Source organism: Pseudomonas sp. OV546 (genome assembly GCF_900116845.1).
Taxonomy (GTDB): domain Bacteria; phylum Pseudomonadota; class Gammaproteobacteria; order Pseudomonadales; family Pseudomonadaceae; genus Aquipseudomonas; species Aquipseudomonas petroselini.
This window is the reverse complement of record NZ_FPCE01000002.1, coordinates 545,103-561,826: the sequence shown is the minus strand read 5'-3', so window position 1 is coordinate 561,826 and position 16,724 is coordinate 545,103. Positions and strand designations below refer to the sequence as shown.

Sequence of the window (16,724 nt, the reverse complement as noted above, 5' to 3'; positions counted from 1 at the left end):
TAGGCTGTAGGAAAACTCTGAACCGTGAAGTAGCTTTAGGGTCAAGCCACGTCAGGCGGGTGCGACGATTCGTCACTGAGTCGGCGCACAAAAAAAACGCCCCGTCCGGGGCGCAAAAATTCATCTCTGTTCCAAAGGAGCTACACAAAAGCCGCAGAGATGAGATGTGTTCGGTGTGCAGTGTAAAAAGTGCAACTTAACGAGAAGGTGAGGCCGATATTACAGTTCTGACAGACTTCAACCTGTGAACAGATGTAGGCCATCGGCAAGTGAATGTAAGCGCTGTGCCTTAGAGCACCGCCATTGGATACTCGACAATCAGCCGAACTTCTTCCAGGTCCGACTCAAATGCACTGGAGCGCACTGTGGCCTGGCGAAGTCGCAGCGATAAGTCCTTTAAGTTGCCAGCCTGTACGACATATTTGGCCTCGATATCCCGCTCCCAGCGGCGCTGATCGGTGAGTGGATCACCTGCCGCATCGCGACGCATGTACACCGCGTTGGCGTTGCTGTAGTCGGCGCCAGTGCCTTTGCCATAGCGGGTCATGAACGACAGGCCGGGGATGCCGAACGCCTGCATGTCCAGGTCGTAGCGCACCATCCACGAACGTTCCTTGGGCGAGTTGAAGTCGCTGTACTGGATCGAGTTGTTCAGGAAGATCGAGTCCGACTGGCGCAGGTAATCGAAGTCGTCATCGCCGTTGTTGCGCTGGTGTGATACGGCCAGGCTGTGGGCGCCGACCTTCACCCCAAGCCTTGCGCTCCAGATGTTGTTGTCGAATTCACCCAGGCGTTTCTTACCTTCGTCCACGGCTTTGTAGTAGTTGAAGTCGCCGAACAGCGAGACGTCTTCATTCAGCGGATAACTGGCGGCGCTGCCGACGTAGTACTGGTCCCAGGCATCCTTCAGGCGGCTGCTGTAGAGGCTGACACTGAGGTGTTTGTTGACGCTGTAATCACCGCCGAAATAGCCGACCCAGGGCGAGTCGACCTGCCCCGCGTAAAAGGTCGCAAAGCCTTTGTTCATGCCGCTTTCGGTCGGTTGGCTCATGCCGCTCAAGCGTCCACCCTGCAGGGTCAGGCCCTCAAGGCTGGTGTTTTGTGCGGTCACGCCACGAAAGCTTTCCGGCAAGACGCGCGAATCGCCGTAAGCCACCACCGGGGTCAGCGGGAATACGTCGCCGGCCTTGATCACGGTATCCAGCACACGCAATTTCGCGGCGCCGCCGAATTTGCTGTAGTTGTCCTCGGGGTGGTTTTCGCTGTCCACCGGTAGAACGCCGAACGAACCCTTGCCGCCGCTGCGACCGGTGCCCGAGTCGAGTTTTACCCCGACCATGGCGAACGCATCCAGGCCGAATCCTACGGTGCCTTGGGTAAAGCCGGATTCGAACTTGCCGATCAAGCCCTGGGCCCAGGCTTCGGAATAGCCATTGCCGGTGGGGCTGGACTGGCCCTTGCGGTCATCGCGGTTGAAGTAAAAATTACGCGCCAGCACGTTGAAGCTGCTGCCTTCGATAAAACCTTCGGGTTTGTCTTCCACGGCCACGGCGGCCAGGGGCAAGGCGGCGCACAGTGAAAGGGGAAGGCTGAAGTGACAGATACGCATGGTTTGCTCCTCGGTAATGGCAGTTATCAGCTTCTTATGAGCGGGCGTTCTTATTGATCTGGCCCGGGCTGATAGTTGCAAACCGTGGATAACGATGAAGTGGCAAGAACATTACAATTCTGGAAGCTCACGCGTATCTAACAAATAAGTAATGTTCTGGTGAAGGTGGCGTCAGGGTCCGCTAGTTAGTCTCGGCACTTAACGATCAGTCGAGGAACTAACCATGAACTTTTATACCGTTGGCCTGGGTGTGTTAACTGCAATCTTGTCGTTCGGCGCATTGGCCGAAGGTGGGGGCGACCGTACGTTTGCGCTGATGATGGAGCGCAATCAAAAAGCCATGGCCGACTACGCGGCCAAGAAAGGCAAGCCGGCACCTGAGGTACAGGCCTATCGCTATGGCATGGCGCTGGACATCGCCAAGGTGGTCAATGTCACGCCGCCGATCCGCTCGTGCAACCCGGTGCCGTCGCGCATGACCTATGAAGACTCCAGCGGCAAGCTCAATACCCTTGAGTATCAAGTGATGGGTGTGTGCCGAAATAACGGCAGTTGATGGATCCAAAAATATAGTTGGGGCCGGGGCTCAAGCCCTCTTAAGAAAATCCTGGAAGCGCCGATGCAGGTCAGATTCATCTCCCCCCATTTGGTCATCGGTGCCCCATGTTTAACACCCGTTTGAAGCAGGAGCTGTCGGCTCTTCGCGAAGAATTGTCCAGCTTGGATCAGGTCAAGGAGAGCCTGGAAAGTGAAATGCTGTGCCTGACGCTGGACGCCGAAGGCCGGGTGGAGTGGGCGAATGCCAACTTCCTGCAGGAATTGGCCTACCAGAGTGGCCAACTGCTGGGGCGCGCGATTGAAGACCTGGTGCCGACGCATGTGCGCATGGATGAATACCAGCTGCGCTTCAAGAACGCCCTGCTGCGCGGTGAGCATTTCGCCGGCACCGTGCGCCTGATGCGTGGCAATGGCCAGGAAGCCTGGCTGCGCTCGATTGTGCAACCGGTGCGCAGTTCCGATGGGCGCATCAAGCATTTTTCGATGTATTCCAGCGACCTCACCCGCACCATCGAGGCCTCCCGCGAGCATGAAAACCTCATGAACGCATTGGTGCGCTCTACGGCCGTGATCGAGTTCGACCTGAACGGCCACGTGCTGACCGCCAATGACCGTTTTCTCGGCGGCATGGGTTACAGCCTGGCGCAGATCCAGGGCAAACATCACCGGATATTCTGCGAGCCGGAGGAATACAACAGCACTGAGTACCAGGACTTCTGGAAACGCCTGAACGCCGGTGAGTTCGTCGCGGCGCGCTTCAAGCGGGTCGACAGCCATGGCCGTGTGGTGTGGCTGGAAGCGACCTACAACCCGGTGCTGGACGCCAATGACCGGCTGTACAAAGTGGTCAAGTTCGCCACGGTGATCACCGACCAGGTCAACCAGGAACAGGCGGTCGCCGAAGCGGCGAGCATTGCCTACAGCACCTCGCTGCAAACCGACAATAGCGCCCAGCGTGGTACCACTGTGGTGACCCAGGCCGTGGATGTGATGCGCGACCTGGCCAGGCACATGCAACAGGCCGGCGACGGCATCGAGGCGCTGAACGCTCAGTCCCAAGTGATCGGCAGCATCGTCAAGACCATCAGCGGCATTGCCGAGCAGACCAACCTGCTGGCGCTCAACGCTGCCATCGAAGCGGCGCGCGCCGGTGAGCAGGGCCGTGGTTTTGCCGTGGTGGCCGATGAAGTGCGGCAGCTGGCATCGCGGACCAGCAAGGCGACCGAAGAGATCGTCGGCGTGGTACGTCAGAACCAGGACATGGCCCGTGAGGCGGTGGCCCTGATGACCGACGGCCGCCTGCAGGCCGAGCAAGGCCTGGCCCTGGCCGCCGAAGCGGGCACGGTGATCGTGGAAATCCAGGACGGCGCCCAAAAGGTGGTCAGCGCAGTCGGGCAGTTTGCCAACCAACTGTCCACCTGACCCGTGGGGCGCTTGTTTGAGGTTGCGTAGGTTTTTTCCGCGCCGAAAGCCGCCTGCGCTGTTGTGCTCCTGATGCCCTGCGCAGCCCGCACTGAGCGCATTTCACGTCGGGATTTCAGCGCCCGAGCATCTTCACCCAACGCGACGGTGGCATGCCGTAGGTGCTGCGAAATTGCCGGGTCATGTGGCTTTGGTCGGTGAAGCCGGCGGTCAACGCCGCGTCCACCAGCGATTGGCCCTGGGCGAGCAGGCTGCGCACCAGGTCCAAGCGGCGCATGGTCAGGTAGCGGTAGGGGCTGGTGCCGAACAGCAAGCGAAAATCCCGTGACAAGGCCCAGCGGTCGCGGCCGGCGTGGTCGGCCATTTCATCCAGGGTGATGCTGCGGCCCAAGGCGCTGTGGATAAATTCCCTGGCGCGTTCGGCGGCGACGTAATCGAAGGCCTTGCGGCTGACGATCCCACCCGAGACGTTGCTGAGCGCGTGGGCCAGGTCGAACAGGGCGTCCTGCTCCTGCAACGGGTCGAGAGGGTTATCCAGGTTCTGCAGCAGCACTTCGCTGGCACGAAACAGCCTGGGGTCCGTGGAGAGGCCACTGGGGATAAACGGCAACGGCTTGCCGCCGAGGATCTGCTGGATCAGCGACGGCTCTACGTAAATCATCCGGTACTTGAAGCCCTCGTCACTGCCGGCGTGACCATCATGGGTTTCATCGGGGTGCAGCACCATGGTCATGCCGGGCAGGCTGTGGATCATGTCGCCGCGATAGTGAAAGCTTTGCACGCCAGTCAAGGTCCGCCCGATGGCGTAGGTGTCATGGCGATGCGGGTCGAAGGCGAAACCGGCAAAGTACGCCTCGATACGGTCCAGGCCACTGGCATGCGGGGCGCGGTGCAGCCAGTCGAGGGTGGCGGTGGGTTTGCCCATGGTGACTTGTCACAAAAAAGAGGTGGGAACACGTTAACTGAGTCTGCACCCCTTGTCTGCCGGGGTCTTGTACGATTGTGCAGGGCGGGTGCGGGGCCCATGATCGCTGTTCCTGCCTTGTGCTGATGGACCTGCCGCCCATGGAATTCCTCAACACCGCGCAATTGGCTCGACCGCTTTGCCGGCGGTTGCTACGTGCTGTTCGGTGCACATTTGGTAGCGAACCGCTGACGGCCCGTGGTAAGAAGCCTTACTTTCAACAGTGAGGCCGATCATGAGCAAGGTGCGGGTAGGTATTATTTTTGGTGGCCGTTCGGCGGAGCATGAAGTCTCGTTGCAATCGGCGCGCAATATTGTCGATGCACTCGACCGTACGCGCTTCGAGCCGGTCCTGATCGGTATCGACAAGGCCGGCCACTGGCACCTCAACGACACCTCGAACTTCCTGCTCAACCAGGAAAATCCGGCCCTGATCGCGCTCAACCAGTCCAATCGCGAACTGGCTGTAGTGCCCGGCAAGGCCAGCCAGCAACTGGTGGAAACCTCAGGCACGGGCCTGTTGGAACATGTCGATGTGATCTTCCCCATCGTCCACGGCACCCTCGGCGAAGACGGCTGCCTGCAAGGGCTGTTGCGCATGGCTGACCTGCCTTTCGTCGGCTCCGACGTACTTGGCTCGGCGGTGTGCATGGACAAGGACATCAGCAAGCGCTTGCTGCGCGATGCCGGCATCGCCGTTACCCCGTTTATCACGCTGACCCGCAGCAATGCCGCGCGCACGTCCTTCGATACGGCGGTGAACACGCTCGGCCTGCCGATGTTCGTTAAACCGGCCAACCAAGGTTCGTCTGTAGGCGTGAGTAAAGTCGGCACCGAAGCCGAGTACCACGCTGCCGTTGAACTGGCCCTGGGCTTTGATGAAAAGGTGTTGGTTGAGTCCGCCGTAAAGGGCCGTGAAATCGAATGCGCCGTGTTGGGCAATGAGCACCCCATCGCCAGCGGGTGTGGTGAGATCGTGGTGAGCAGCGGTTTCTATTCCTACGACAGCAAATATATCGACGACCAGGCCGCCCAAGTGGTGGTGCCGGCCGCTATCAGCCATGACGCCAGCGAGCGCATTCGTGGACTGGCCATTGAGGCGTTCGAGGTGCTGGGCTGTTCCGGTTTGGCGCGGGTCGACGTGTTTCTCACCGACGACGGCAACGTGCTGATCAACGAAATCAACTCACTGCCCGGCTTCACCCGTATCAGCATGTACCCCAAACTGTGGCAGGCAGCGGGCATGAGCTACAGCGAACTGGTGAGCCGCTTGATCGAGCTGGCGCTGGAACGGCATGCGGGGCGCAAGGGGTTGAAGATCAGTCGCTGACCCACCCCGGGGGCCATGTAGTGAGCGGGCTTGCCCCGCGCTGGGCTGCGACGCAGCCCTAAAACCAGGCACCTCAAATTTTCCTGACCTACTTCAGGGGTTCTATTAGGGCTGCTCCGCACCCCAGCGCGGGGCAAGCCCGCTCACTGCATGTTCAGTCGCCGACTGCTTCGCCTTCACGTCGAGGGTCGGCGCCGCCGCTCAGCGACACCTTGCCTTGGGCATCCCGCATGCGGACGATGGCCTGTATGCCACTGGTCATATCGATCTCGCTGAGCATATGGCCCTTGTCCTTGAGTGCCTGCTTCAACGCTGGGCTGAACATACCGGTTTCCAGCTCGGTCGCACCGTTGCGACTGCCGAAATTGGGCAGGCTGATCGCGGCTTGGGGGTCGAGTTTCCAGTCGAGCATTGCCACCAGGGACTTACTCACGTACTCGATGATTTGCGAGCCGCCGGGCGAGCCTACCGTGGCCAGTAATTCGCCGCTTTTGCGGTCGAACACCAGGGTCGGTGCCATGGCCGAACGCGGGCGCTTACCGGGCTCCACACGGTTGGCAACAGGTTGGCCGTCCTCTTCGGGGATGAACGAAAAGTCAGTCATCTGGTTGTTGAGCAAAAAGCCCTGGACCATGACGTGGGAGCCAAACGCTGCTTCCACCGTCGTGGTCATCGAGACGGCCCCGCCCTGGTCGTCCACCGCCACCACTTGCGACGTGGAGATGCGCAGCGGCGAACGGTCCGGCGCGTACGCCACCTGGATGCCTTCAGGCGTGCCCGGCTTGGCGATGCCCATGCTGCGCTCGCTGATCAAGGCGGCCCGTTTGGCCAGGTAGTCCGGGGCGACCAGGCCAGCGACGGGCACAGGGACAAAGTCCGAGTCCGCCATATAAAGCGCGCGATCAGCGAAGGCCAGGCGACCGGCTTCGGCGAGCAGGTGCACGGCTTCGGGTGTGGGTTCCAGGCCTGCGGGTGATGGGCTTTTCACGGGTTGCATCGCGGCGATGGCCAGGCTTGGATCCTGGGCTTGCAGTGCTTGCAAGGTACCCAGGATTTGCGCGATGGCGACCCCGCCCGAGGACGGTGGTGGCATGCCACAGACTTTCCATTGCTGGTAGTCAGCACACAGCGGCGTGCGTTCCTTGGCGGTGTAGCCCTTCAGATCCGCCACGGACAGGCTGCCCGCATTGCGATGGCGCTGCACCTTGCTGGCGATCTCCTCAGCGATCGAACCGTGGTACAGCGCGTCCGGTCCCTCCTTGGCGATGCGTTTGAACACCTCGGCCAACGCCGGGTTTTTCAACAGCGTACCGGTGGCTTTCGGCGTGCCGTCGGCATTCAAAAAGTACGCCGCCATTTCTGGCGATTGCGCGATGTAGCGGTCGGCCGCGATCAAACTGTGCAGGCGCGCAGAGATCGCGAAGCCGTTTTCCGACAGCCGGATTGCCGGTTCGAACAGCTTGGCCCATTGCAACTGGCCCGTCTTCTTGTGTGCCATCTCGAGTGCACGTAGTACCCCAGGCGTACCGACTGAGCGCCCGCCCACCTGTGCGTCGGGAAACGCCATCGGCTTGCCGTCGGCCTTCAGGAACAACCGCTCGGTCGCCCCGGCCGGTGCGGTTTCACGGCCGTCATACGCATGCACGTTTTTGCCGTCCCACAGCATGATGAACGCGCCGCCGCCGATGCCGGATGATTGCGGCTCTACCAGCGTCAGCACCGCCTGCATCGCAATCGCCGCATCAATCGCCGAACCGCCCTGGCGCAACATCTCGCGCCCCGCCTCGGCGGCCAGGGGGTTGGCCGCTGCTGCCATATGGCGCTCGGCGTGTTGGGCCGTCAGGTCGGTACGATAGCCGGAACCCAGCTCGGGTGCCGGCGGCTGTTTGTTGACGGGGGAATGGCAGGCAGTGAGCGCGAGGGCTGCGGCAATCACTGACAGTTGACGGCGGGAAATTGAAAACACGCGCTGAACTCCGTTCATTTTGAGAATGATCTGTTGTCCTTGGGGACTGCGTTTTACCGGTAAATCGTGCCGTGCGGGTTGGCTCCGTGTGGCGGGAAATCACCCGCGTACAGGTGAACGGTTTGTTCGAGTGCATGAAGCTGCCGTCGTGATTAGTCACACGTGGAACCAAATAAAGCCGGGGCCCACTAGACAGCTGTGATTGATTTCGTTCGGGAGCACTACCATGCACATAGAACTCGACCCTCTTAAGAAATTACAGCACGACCTTAGCAAGTTTTTGCCGAGGTGGAGCCAGGAGTCCCACCCGCGCAGCCCCCCGCCATTGTTGCCGAACATGTCGCTGAACCACTATCGAACGCTGCAACCGACCTCGATGCAGTTCGATGTCGGTCTCAAAGACGGGAAGGTACAGGCTGATACGACCCTGGCAGGGCGTGATATTGCCCATCACCTCAACCAACCGAATAAACATTATGTGACCGACGGTCCTTCTGCCGCTGGCAGCCAGACCTTGCGGATGAAGGATGAGCGCCAGTATCTGTTCCATATTCAGTCCACGCCGGCGGTTGCTGCGGTGTTCAAAAGCAGTCTTCCTGATGCTTCCGGCGCTGCCGTCGATAGCCCCGGTCGTGCTCATATCGGGAGTGTCAGCGCTGTTCAAACGACTGCAGAGGGCCAGCAGTTCCGTCTGGAGGGCAGGCGACTGTTTCGCTTTGAACCCCTCACGTTGTCCTGGACGCCCGACGCGGATGCCCGTGCATTCAGCCGTATTGGCCTGACGAAAGAAGGGCAGTTGCTGAAGACCCCCGAGGGGTTTGCAGACAGCAGCGCGCAAGGGCGCATGACGGCGCTGCTGAGTCAGTCCCAGCAGGGTTCGTGCGTGCATCTTCAGGGCGTTGGCGGGCAGGTCCTGCACCCCGTCGATGAGGCTGGATTAGCTGTGCAGCTCACGCGTATTGGGTTGTCGGGAAGCACGTTGTACGGCGCTACCTCGGACGGTGAGTGCGTCTTTGCAGACCTGCGCACGGCGCAAGGTCACGCGCTGCCGATGGTCCCGCAACCGCTCGACTCGCTGGAGCGGGCGTTGAAGGGGGCCGTCAGTGTGGAAGGTTTCTTTCATGATGACGCGGGGCAACTCAATGCCCAGGTTCGCGACGCACGCCAGCAATTGCACAGCGTACCCTTGAGTGATGGCAACGCGCTCAGCCCGCAATGGAATCTCAGCGATGTGTTGGTCAAGGGGATCGAGAAAGGTCTGCCGCTGCCCAGTCTGCAGGCGCTGGCGGCGGCGGTTGATCTCGGGCAACGGGGCAAGGTTGCGCTGGATGCCGGCAGTCTGCTGACGTGGGATGACGCGGCCCAACGCTGGGAAAACGCGGCCCAACCGGATCTCGAGCATCTGGAGCGGGGGCTGGATGGTCGCGCCTATGTACTGCAAGACGGGCAGTTGAAAGCGGTGGCCATCAGTAAAGTGCGCGACCCGTTGATTGAAGGGGCCAGCCATGATCTGGCGGCTCTTCCTGCGCCGCGCCCGCACGTCTCCCTGGACGAGGTACTCGCGGGGGATAGCCACGGGCGCGTGACGGGATTCGCCGTGGCGGATGGCCGTAATTTTGTCACCGTGGACCAGGATAACCAGCTTCAGGTCCATCAAGACGGGGTCTCCAGGCCGTTGCCCCTGTCCCCGCCGATTGACATAAAGACACTGGCGTTGGATCACGAGGGCAATCTTTATGCGCACACCCGGGGTGGCGAGTTGTTTAAGGCGGATCATCAAGCCTGGCAAGGCAATACCGCGATTGCGCAAAGTTGGCGCAAGGTTGAACTCCCGGATCGACAACCTTTGGAGTCGCTGCGGATGGGCGCCGATAAGCACTTGGTGGGCGGGTGGAATAAGCAGTTCCACCGACTGGATACGGCCACCGCCAGTGCGATGGAGTGGGGCCCGGTGTTATCGACCACCCCGGCACCGTCACTGGCCGATAAGTTGGCGGGCATGCCGGTGCGTGCACCGTTTTCCGGCGGTGCGCTGACGGTAAGCAGCAACGTCATGGGGCAAACGCGGGAGGGCATGCCGCTCAAGCGCGATTTTTTCCAAGGGGTCAAGGCGCACTTCCACCCTTTGCAATCGCTCAGCCAAATGGGTAGGGATATACAGCAACACTTCAAAGGCCGGCGGGGGCTGGAGCCGGTCTACGCGGACGGTAAACGCTTGCACGACCAGCTCCAGCCCCTGGCACAGAGCAAGCCGGTGGCAACTGATCTGGAAGCGCGGCTCACGGCCCTGAGCGGGCCGGGGCCGCGGCAGGCACTGGCCGGGCAGATCCGCGACGCACTGACCACGGTCGAAAAAAGCAGCCAGTCCAGCGCTCGCCGCCTGGGGAATACACACGGGGTCGCGTTTGACCCTCGGCCCACATTGAGCAGGGCGACGATTAACCCTGGTTCAACGCTGCATCAGCTGTATGAGGCGTTCAAGCGGGCCTCTCCGTCGGCGGAAAAGCCGACCGCTGTGATGTTGGCCAACTTTGAGGGACAGAACCTTGCGCTTCCCGCTTGGCAGCCAGGACGCAAGCGCGACCTGGACCATCCCTCGGCACTTATCGAGGGCGACCTGATTCATCATGCGAACACGCTCAAGCAATTGGCGGACCTGGCTCAAGCGCTTGACGGTACGTCAGGTCATAGCCCAACTGCCCTGGCGCGTATTGAAACGTCGCTGAACGACATCATGCAGGCGTTTAAAGACAGCCCTGTACACACAATGGCCAGTCAGGGTATCGCCAGTTACGGTCAAGCGGAGTCGCTGTACGGTAACTTCAAATTGTTGGCCAAGGACCTTGGAACACCAGGATCGGCTCTTCACTGGCATCTCTCGGGCCTGTTGGGGACGCCCTCCGATGCGTCCATCAAGGAGGCAATGACCCAGCAGGTACAGCAACTGGGCAGTGGCCAGGCACTTGCTCCGAGCCGTACCCAAGGTAAAAGCCTGGGGTTGATGGTGACGGGGATAAAGCCCATGGCATCCGTGGAGTTTTTTTTGGGAGCCTCCAAGGCTCACACCCACGGCGTGAGTATCAGCCGTACCGACAAAGGTGCTCGGGTTGAGATCAGTGCGGACGATATGCGGCGACTGGCCGGTTCGGTGGGCTGGGGGCAGACGCTAGGCACCAGGCCGGGGCCGGTGGGGCCTGGTTTCAGGGTCGCTGGTGAACTGACCGCGGCGGTGGCCAAGACCACCGGGGCGAGCATCGAATTTGACGTCAAGGAGGCAGATTTTGGCAAGATGATGTCGATCCTGACCGGCGAGCAGGGCACGGTCTACGACTTGCTGGCGCTGGGTGACGCGCACGCTGCCGGCACGAGTTCGAAGCTCAGTGGTGATGTAAGCCTGGACGCGCTCGCGCAATTACGCCTGATGTACAGCCCAGAGGAAAACATCGCCGAGCTGGACTCAGTGATTCGCGCCGGCATCGGTTGGGTGGGCAACCTCAATCTCGCGCATGCGGACAAGAGTCAGTCCACCACGCACACCGCAACGGGCGCCAGCCAAGCGACGTCAACCAGTGCGCAACTACTCAGGCAGGGCGGCGTGGGGGCCAATTTCGCGCCGGTCAATGTATTGGCGTTAGGCAGTCTCGAAAGCGGTGGGCCGAGCGTGGCTGGGTTTGCGTTGCCGGAGCTCTCGGTCATGGTGAAGTTTGATCGCGGGGAATCGCAGGCCTTCAGCTTTTCTTTCAAGCATCCGGAGCCGGTCACTCAGTCGCAGATTGATGACCTCAAACGCAGCGTCTCGGCCTATTCGTCGACCTTCAAGCATGACTTGGCGGGCATTGATCAGTCGGGCACTACTGTGGATCAACAGTTGGCTACAGTGCAGCGATTTCTCGCGGCCCATCCGCCCATGGCGACCAAGCCGGACGCTTACCATGCCATCAGCCAGTCGCTGGATAAGTTGATGACCCAGCAAGACCTGGTGAAAAACGGGCTGCGCCAACTGGCGTCGGTCGAGTCCTCCGTCACACGCGTGGGGCTACGCGACGATGGGCGTCATGCCTGGCTGGATGATGTGGCGCCGGCCAATAAAGCGGCCATTGAACAGTGGTTAAAGGACGACCCTCAACTTGCCTGGGTGATCAATCAATTGCAGCACGGTGAGGGCACCTCGGTGAAGCTCGGCATGGAGCTCAAGCCGCAGGTCCTGCGCACGATAGAGCGTCGCCATCTTGCCGGTGACAATACCGAGCCGCTGATCCGGCAGGCCCTGAGTGATCGTCGCAACCTGCGGGTTAAAAGCATGAGCCTGAGCTACACCGCCACCCAGTCCCATGGCATGTCCATACCCGCTGGGGCGAATCTCAGCTTTTCCAGCAGTGCCGGCTTGAGTTACACCCAGAAGCGTGTGAATGCTGACCTTGAATACGGAGTGGACCCCGATAAACCGTTGCGAATGAACCTGAACGATACGTTGGACAGCTTGCCCAGGCATGACCTGACCATTGACTTGGCAGACCAGCGCGTGAGGACACAAAAACCAGCAGCGATCTGAATCGCCTCCTCTCTACGGCGGCCCCGGCACTTTTCACGAGGCATAAAAAAACGGCTTACCTTTCGGTAAGCCGTTTTTAGTACTTGGTGGCTACACAGGGACTTGAACCCCGGACCCCAGCATTATGAATGCTATGCTCTAACCAACTGAGCTATGTAGCCAAGTGGCGCGCATTATTCGCGTAGAACGGGAATGCGTCAAGTATTTATTTTGAGTTTTTATCTGCGCTTTCAACTGTTTAAGCGAAATCACGGGTTCGGACGACGAGTGGTTCGCGATTCACCCTGTCGCGTACCAGAAAAGCCTGATCGCGTTGGGCAGATATCCCTGCCGCCCAACGCGTGGCCTGACGTTAAGGAGACTTCGGGTTTTGAGTGGCGCGTTTGAGCTGTTCGCGCGCCCTTGATAGGCGCGAGCGAACGGTGCCGATAGGAATGTCCAGTGCGTCAGCGGTGTCCTGGTAGCTGCCGTCGGTTTCCAGTGAGGCGTAGAGCGTCTTGCGCATTTCGATTGGCAGGTGGTCGATGGCACTCAGGGTTTTTTCCAGGCGCCGGTTGATTTCAAACTCCCAATCCAGGTTGTGGTTATCCTCTTGGCCATGCCAGAGCGACTCGTCAAATTCGCAATGCACCGGCTTGGCGTACAGGCGCCTGAAGTGGTTGCGTATGAGGTTTTGCGCGATGCCGCACATCCACGTGCTGAGCGTGGCATTCCCGCTGAAGCGCTCGCGGTTGCGCCAGGCTTCCAGGTAGGTCAATTGCAGAAGATCGTCTGCATCTTCGGGGTTGAGTACGCGTTTGTGAATGAAACGCCGAAGTTTTTTTTGTTGGTCGTCTGTCAGGTGATGCATGAATTGAGGCGAGCTGCCAACGAGGTGCGCTAAGGCTTCAATAGGGATATTCATGGTTTTTTCCTTGGTGTAGACGCAGTCGAAAGGGTGTCGACGGGAACCCCTTTTGCACTGGCTGTGCCAAAGAAAATTTTTTATTAACGTATTGATTTATATAAATAAATATCTTGTATTGATGCGATTTTGTGCAGCGCCTTGCATAGACCATTGAAGGCTTGTGCAAGTCTTTTCAAAATGGCCGTGCAATCGTCTATTGATGGAACCGCCTGGTCGGGTCTTGCCACACAGGGAAACACTCTTCCTGTTCGGGCCTGTCCATGAAAGTTGAATTTTCCCCCGATGTGCAACCGGTCCAACAGCTGGATCAGCCTGCTGTCATCCAGTCCTCCGTTCCTGCGCCCGTCAAGGGCATGGATGAACTCGCTTTGCTGTTCAACCAGGAAGTGGACACTAACAGTCGCACGTTGGGTGAGAGGAAGATTGGCGTGCGCGTGCTCCCATCCGAGCAGCTTGCGCATATCTATGATCAGTTGGGCCATCCAGCCCAGGCGACCCTGGCAAGTTTTTCACGTCGCATCCGCTGGCAATTGCTGCAGCAACCGAATGTCGACAAATTGCTGGAACTCGCGGGCGGGGACCCGGCACGCGCGTTTGTGGTGCTCAAGTATGTGGCGGCCCAGGCGGACACCGAGGTGCGCCCGTCGGAAGCAGCCTTGGCGCGTGATGCGATTGCCAAGTTGGAGGTCCGTTACAAAGGGGAAATCCAGGCGGGCCTGAACATTGCCGTGGCGTTGCAGGCGGCCTCTGTCGACCCTCAGGAGCGCCAGGCGCTACGTACGCTCTACTATGCCAGTGTGGTCACACGTCAATCATTGGCGACGATGATGCATGCGCTGCTGGGCGTGTACGGCTGCGACCGGTTTGCCGACGGGCTGAAGGTGATGCGAAAGGCCTTGGCGGACGATATCGCGGCCAAGGTGTCGTCAATGCCGACACCTCTGTTGCGTACTTTGCTACTGGGCCTGCAAAGCTGTGGGCAGTTGAGCGGGGTGCTGGCGGGGTGTCACGCGCTGCTTCAGCGCCTGGGCATCGATCATGACGCTGTGGGTCTGCTGCAGCGCCTGTTGGGTTTCGCCGGCAGCGGCATTTCGACTGCCGAAATCCTAAGGTTTGGGGATGATTTTGGTGGGGCGTCGGAACGCCAGAAACTGTTGTCTCTGAATGCGCTTTACCCCTTGGTCCAGCAATTGCCATTGGCGTTGTGGCTCGATAGCCGAGTACGTGAAGAAACCCTGCGTGGCTTCCTGGCAGTGATGGGAGAAATGGAGCGGATTGCGCGTGGCCCTGCACGTTTTCCCGATGAGCTGGGGCCCCTGGCGTGACTGCGCTTTCGGCCATCAACCGGTTTTTGCTCAAGGTAGCGCAGCGCGCCGAAGTGCTGGGCGCCGTGGTGGTGATGGCCATCGTATTCATCTTCATCGTGCCGCTGCCTACCTGGCTGGTGGACATTCTGATTGCGCTCAATATCTGCATTTCGTGCCTGTTGATCGTATTGGCGCTGTACCTGCCGGGCCCCCTGGCATTTTCGTCGTTCCCCTCGATTCTGCTGTTGACCACCATGTTTCGCCTGGCGCTGTCGATTGCGACAACGCGCCTGATCCTGTTGGAGCAGGACGCCGGTGACATCGTCGAGGCCTTTGGCAATTTCGTGGTCGGCGGCAACCTGGCGGTGGGGATGGTGATCTTTCTGATCCTGACCCTGGTCAACTTCCTGGTGATCACCAAAGGCTCGGAGCGGGTGGCCGAAGTGGCGGCGCGTTTCAGCCTGGATGCGATGCCCGGCAAGCAGATGTCCATCGACAGCGACTTGCGCGCCGGTTTGATTGACGGCATGCAAGCCAGGGACAAGCGGGAGCAGTTGTCCCGTGAGAGCCAGTTGTTCGGTGCCATGGACGGGGCGATGAAGTTCGTCAAGGGCGACGCTATCGCCGGCTTGATCATCGTCGTGGTCAACCTGTTGGGCGGTTTTTCCACGGGCATGTTCCAGCACGGTTTGAGCGCCGCCGACTCGATGGCGCTGTACTCGGTGCTGACCATTGGTGACGGCCTGATTGCGCAGATCCCGGCGCTGCTGATCTCCCTCACTGCCGGCATGATCATCACCCGTGTGGCGCCGGATGGGCGCAAGGGCGTCAGCAATATAGGGGCCGAAATTGCCCGGCAGATGACCAGCGAACCCAAGAGCTGGATGATCGCTTCGGTAGGGATGCTTGCCTTTGCCGCAGTACCCGGCATGCCTACCGGGGTGTTTATCCTGATAGCGCTGATCACCGGCAGCTTGGGGTATTACCTGGCGCGTCAGCGCCAGCGGCAAGAGCAGCCGGAAGCTGAAGTCGCCGACGTGGTGCGTCCCGAAGAGAACGGTCGTGAGGACTTGCGTGGGTTTGATCCATCGAGGCCCTACCTGTTGCAGTTCTCCCCGGCGCTGCGGGGGACGCCTGAGGTGGCTGATCTTGTGCACTCGATTCGCCAGGCGCGAAATGCGCTGGTCGCGAACATTGGCCTGACACTGCCACCGTTCGAGGTGGAACTTGATGACTCGCTGGCCGACGAGGAAATGCGCTTCTGTGTGCATGAGGTACCGATGGTCAAGGCGTCGGTGGTCAACCTCGTAGCGGTTGAGCGTAAGGCGCTGACGGTTGAGCCTGAACACGGCATACCGGGGCTGGCAGAGCGCGATGAACAGCATTGGGTCTGGTTACCGCTGGGCGATCCGCTGCTCGATGATCCGCAGTTGGAGCGCTTCACCGCCGCGAGCCTGATTGTTGAGCGCATGAAGCAGGCCATGATGCTCAGCGGGCCGCAGTTCCTGGGGATCCAGGAGAGCAAGTCAATCCTCAGTTGGCTGGAGCACAACCAGCCGGAATTGGTCCAGGAGCTGCAGCGGATCATGCCGCTGTCACGTTTTTCGGCGGTGTTGCAACGCCTGGCCAGCGAGGGTGTGCCGTTGCGTGCGGTGCGGCTGATTGTCGAGTCGCTGATCGAGTACGGTCAGCATGAGCGTGAACCGGACGCGTTGGCCGACTATGCGCGCATTGCGCTCAAGGCGCAGATCTACCATCAGTACAGCGAAGCCGACGGCCTGCATGCCTGGTTACTGTCGCCGCAGGCGGAAAACATCCTGCGTGAAGCTCTACGCCAGACCCAGACCGGGGTGTTCTTTGCACTCGACGACGAACACAGCGCGGCGTTGGTCAACTTGCTCAATCAAGCCTTTTCGGTGCGCCCCAAACTCAAGAGCGTGATGCTCGTCGCGCAGGACTTGCGCAGCCCTTTGCGTACGTTGTTGCTGGAAGAATTCAACCACGTACCGGTGCTGTCTTTCGCCGAGCTGGGCAGTACCTCCAAGGTCAAAGTGCTGGGGCGCTTCGACCTTGGCCAGGACGAGTTGATGCGCGGGGCGGTGGCATGAG

The 16,724-nt window shown here is 60.1% G+C and carries 10 protein-coding genes, 1 tRNA gene and 2 pseudogenes; 8 read left to right on the top strand and 5 right to left on the bottom strand.

The annotated features are described in order from the left end of the window. Nucleotides 1-289 precede the first annotated feature (289 nt). Entirely contained in the window at nucleotides 290-1,609 is a 1,320-nt protein-coding gene (locus BM403_RS07845; RefSeq protein ID WP_012722078.1) for an OprD family porin, read from the bottom strand. A 223-nt stretch (nucleotides 1,610-1,832) separates the two neighbouring features. Between BM403_RS07845 and BM403_RS07840 the strand changes: the two genes are divergently transcribed. From BM403_RS07840 to BM403_RS32475, 3 genes and pseudogenes are all read left to right on the top strand, one after another. Then, nucleotides 1,833-2,165 (top strand): DUF2790 domain-containing protein, encoded by a 333-nt coding sequence (locus BM403_RS07840; protein WP_046034137.1) that lies wholly within the window; start codon nucleotides 1,833-1,835, stop codon nucleotides 2,163-2,165. Between the two features lie 107 nt (nucleotides 2,166-2,272). Then, nucleotides 2,273-3,049: pseudogene (locus tag BM403_RS32480) on the top strand (PAS domain-containing protein); the annotation flags it as partial. A 108-nt stretch (nucleotides 3,050-3,157) separates the two neighbouring features. Next, nucleotides 3,158-3,589 carry a methyl-accepting chemotaxis protein gene (locus BM403_RS32475; RefSeq protein WP_370636111.1) on the top strand — a complete coding sequence of 144 codons (432 nt, stop codon included), beginning with the start codon at nucleotides 3,158-3,160 and terminating at the stop codon, nucleotides 3,587-3,589. A gap of 115 nt (nucleotides 3,590-3,704) precedes the next feature. On the opposite strand, the gene BM403_RS07830 is transcribed toward BM403_RS32475, so the two are convergent. Then, complete coding sequence (locus tag BM403_RS07830) at nucleotides 3,705-4,514, bottom strand: AraC family transcriptional regulator (protein WP_012722081.1); 810 nt, start codon at nucleotides 4,512-4,514, stop codon at nucleotides 3,705-3,707. A gap of 150 nt (nucleotides 4,515-4,664) precedes the next feature. Between BM403_RS07830 and BM403_RS31390 the strand changes: the two are divergent. Continuing rightward, nucleotides 4,665-4,745 (top strand): annotated as a pseudogene (locus BM403_RS31390) (lysine transporter LysE); the annotation flags it as partial. A gap of 43 nt (nucleotides 4,746-4,788) precedes the next feature. Beyond that, nucleotides 4,789-5,883: a D-alanine--D-alanine ligase gene (gene ddlA / locus BM403_RS07825; protein ID WP_046034134.1), complete on the top strand. Its 1,095-nt coding sequence runs from the start codon at nucleotides 4,789-4,791 to the stop codon at nucleotides 5,881-5,883. Nucleotides 5,884-6,037: 154 nt separating this feature from the next. On the opposite strand, the gene ggt is transcribed toward ddlA, so the two are convergent. Further along, nucleotides 6,038-7,867, bottom strand: a complete 1,830-nt coding sequence (gene ggt, locus BM403_RS07820) for a gamma-glutamyltransferase (RefSeq protein WP_093542316.1) — start codon at nucleotides 7,865-7,867, stop codon at nucleotides 6,038-6,040. Between the two features lie 208 nt (nucleotides 7,868-8,075). On the opposite strand from ggt, the gene BM403_RS07815 reads away from it, so the two are divergent. Continuing rightward, nucleotides 8,076-12,401, top strand: a complete 4,326-nt coding sequence (locus BM403_RS07815; RefSeq protein ID WP_093542314.1) for an AvrE-family type 3 secretion system effector — start codon at nucleotides 8,076-8,078, stop codon at nucleotides 12,399-12,401. A gap of 84 nt (nucleotides 12,402-12,485) precedes the next feature. On the opposite strand, the gene BM403_RS07810 is transcribed toward BM403_RS07815, so the two are convergent. Together BM403_RS07810 and BM403_RS07805 are read right to left on the bottom strand one after the other, a co-directional pair. Beyond that, nucleotides 12,486-12,562, bottom strand: a tRNA-Met gene (locus BM403_RS07810). 191 nt (nucleotides 12,563-12,753) lie between these two features. After that, nucleotides 12,754-13,305, bottom strand: a complete 552-nt coding sequence (locus BM403_RS07805; protein ID WP_012722085.1) for an RNA polymerase sigma factor — start codon at nucleotides 13,303-13,305, stop codon at nucleotides 12,754-12,756. 263 nt (nucleotides 13,306-13,568) lie between these two features. Between BM403_RS07805 and BM403_RS07800 the strand changes: the two genes are divergently transcribed. Both BM403_RS07800 and sctV read left to right on the top strand, forming a co-directional pair. Then, on the top strand, nucleotides 13,569-14,633 hold the full coding sequence (locus BM403_RS07800; RefSeq protein WP_093542309.1) for a TyeA family type III secretion system gatekeeper subunit: 1,065 nt from the start codon (nucleotides 13,569-13,571) through the stop codon (nucleotides 14,631-14,633). Continuing rightward, nucleotides 14,630-16,723, top strand: a complete 2,094-nt coding sequence (gene sctV / locus BM403_RS07795; protein ID WP_046034129.1) for a type III secretion system export apparatus subunit SctV — start codon at nucleotides 14,630-14,632, stop codon at nucleotides 16,721-16,723. The genes BM403_RS07800 and sctV overlap by 4 nt, the downstream gene beginning before the upstream one ends. The last annotated feature ends 1 nt before the right edge of the window (nucleotide 16,724 follow it).

What these genes read in the sequence shown, in the direction of transcription:
- BM403_RS07845 (WP_012722078.1), bottom strand. Translation starts at nt 1,609, where the DNA reads ATGCGTATCTGTCACTTCAGCCTTCCCCTTTCACTGTGCGCCGCCTTG.
- BM403_RS07830 (WP_012722081.1), bottom strand. Translation starts at nt 4,514, where the DNA reads ATGGGCAAACCCACCGCCACCCTCGACTGGCTGCACCGCGCCCCGCAT.
- BM403_RS07815 (WP_093542314.1), top strand. Translation starts at nt 8,076, where the DNA reads ATGCACATAGAACTCGACCCTCTTAAGAAATTACAGCACGACCTTAGC.
- BM403_RS07800 (WP_093542309.1), top strand. Translation starts at nt 13,569, where the DNA reads ATGAAAGTTGAATTTTCCCCCGATGTGCAACCGGTCCAACAGCTGGAT.
- BM403_RS32475 (WP_370636111.1), top strand. Translation starts at nt 3,158, where the DNA reads ATGCGCGACCTGGCCAGGCACATGCAACAGGCCGGCGACGGCATCGAG.
- ddlA (WP_046034134.1), top strand. Translation starts at nt 4,789, where the DNA reads ATGAGCAAGGTGCGGGTAGGTATTATTTTTGGTGGCCGTTCGGCGGAG.
- BM403_RS07805 (WP_012722085.1), bottom strand. Translation starts at nt 13,305, where the DNA reads ATGAATATCCCTATTGAAGCCTTAGCGCACCTCGTTGGCAGCTCGCCT.
- ggt (WP_093542316.1), bottom strand. Translation starts at nt 7,867, where the DNA reads ATGAACGGAGTTCAGCGCGTGTTTTCAATTTCCCGCCGTCAACTGTCA.
- BM403_RS07840 (WP_046034137.1), top strand. Translation starts at nt 1,833, where the DNA reads ATGAACTTTTATACCGTTGGCCTGGGTGTGTTAACTGCAATCTTGTCG.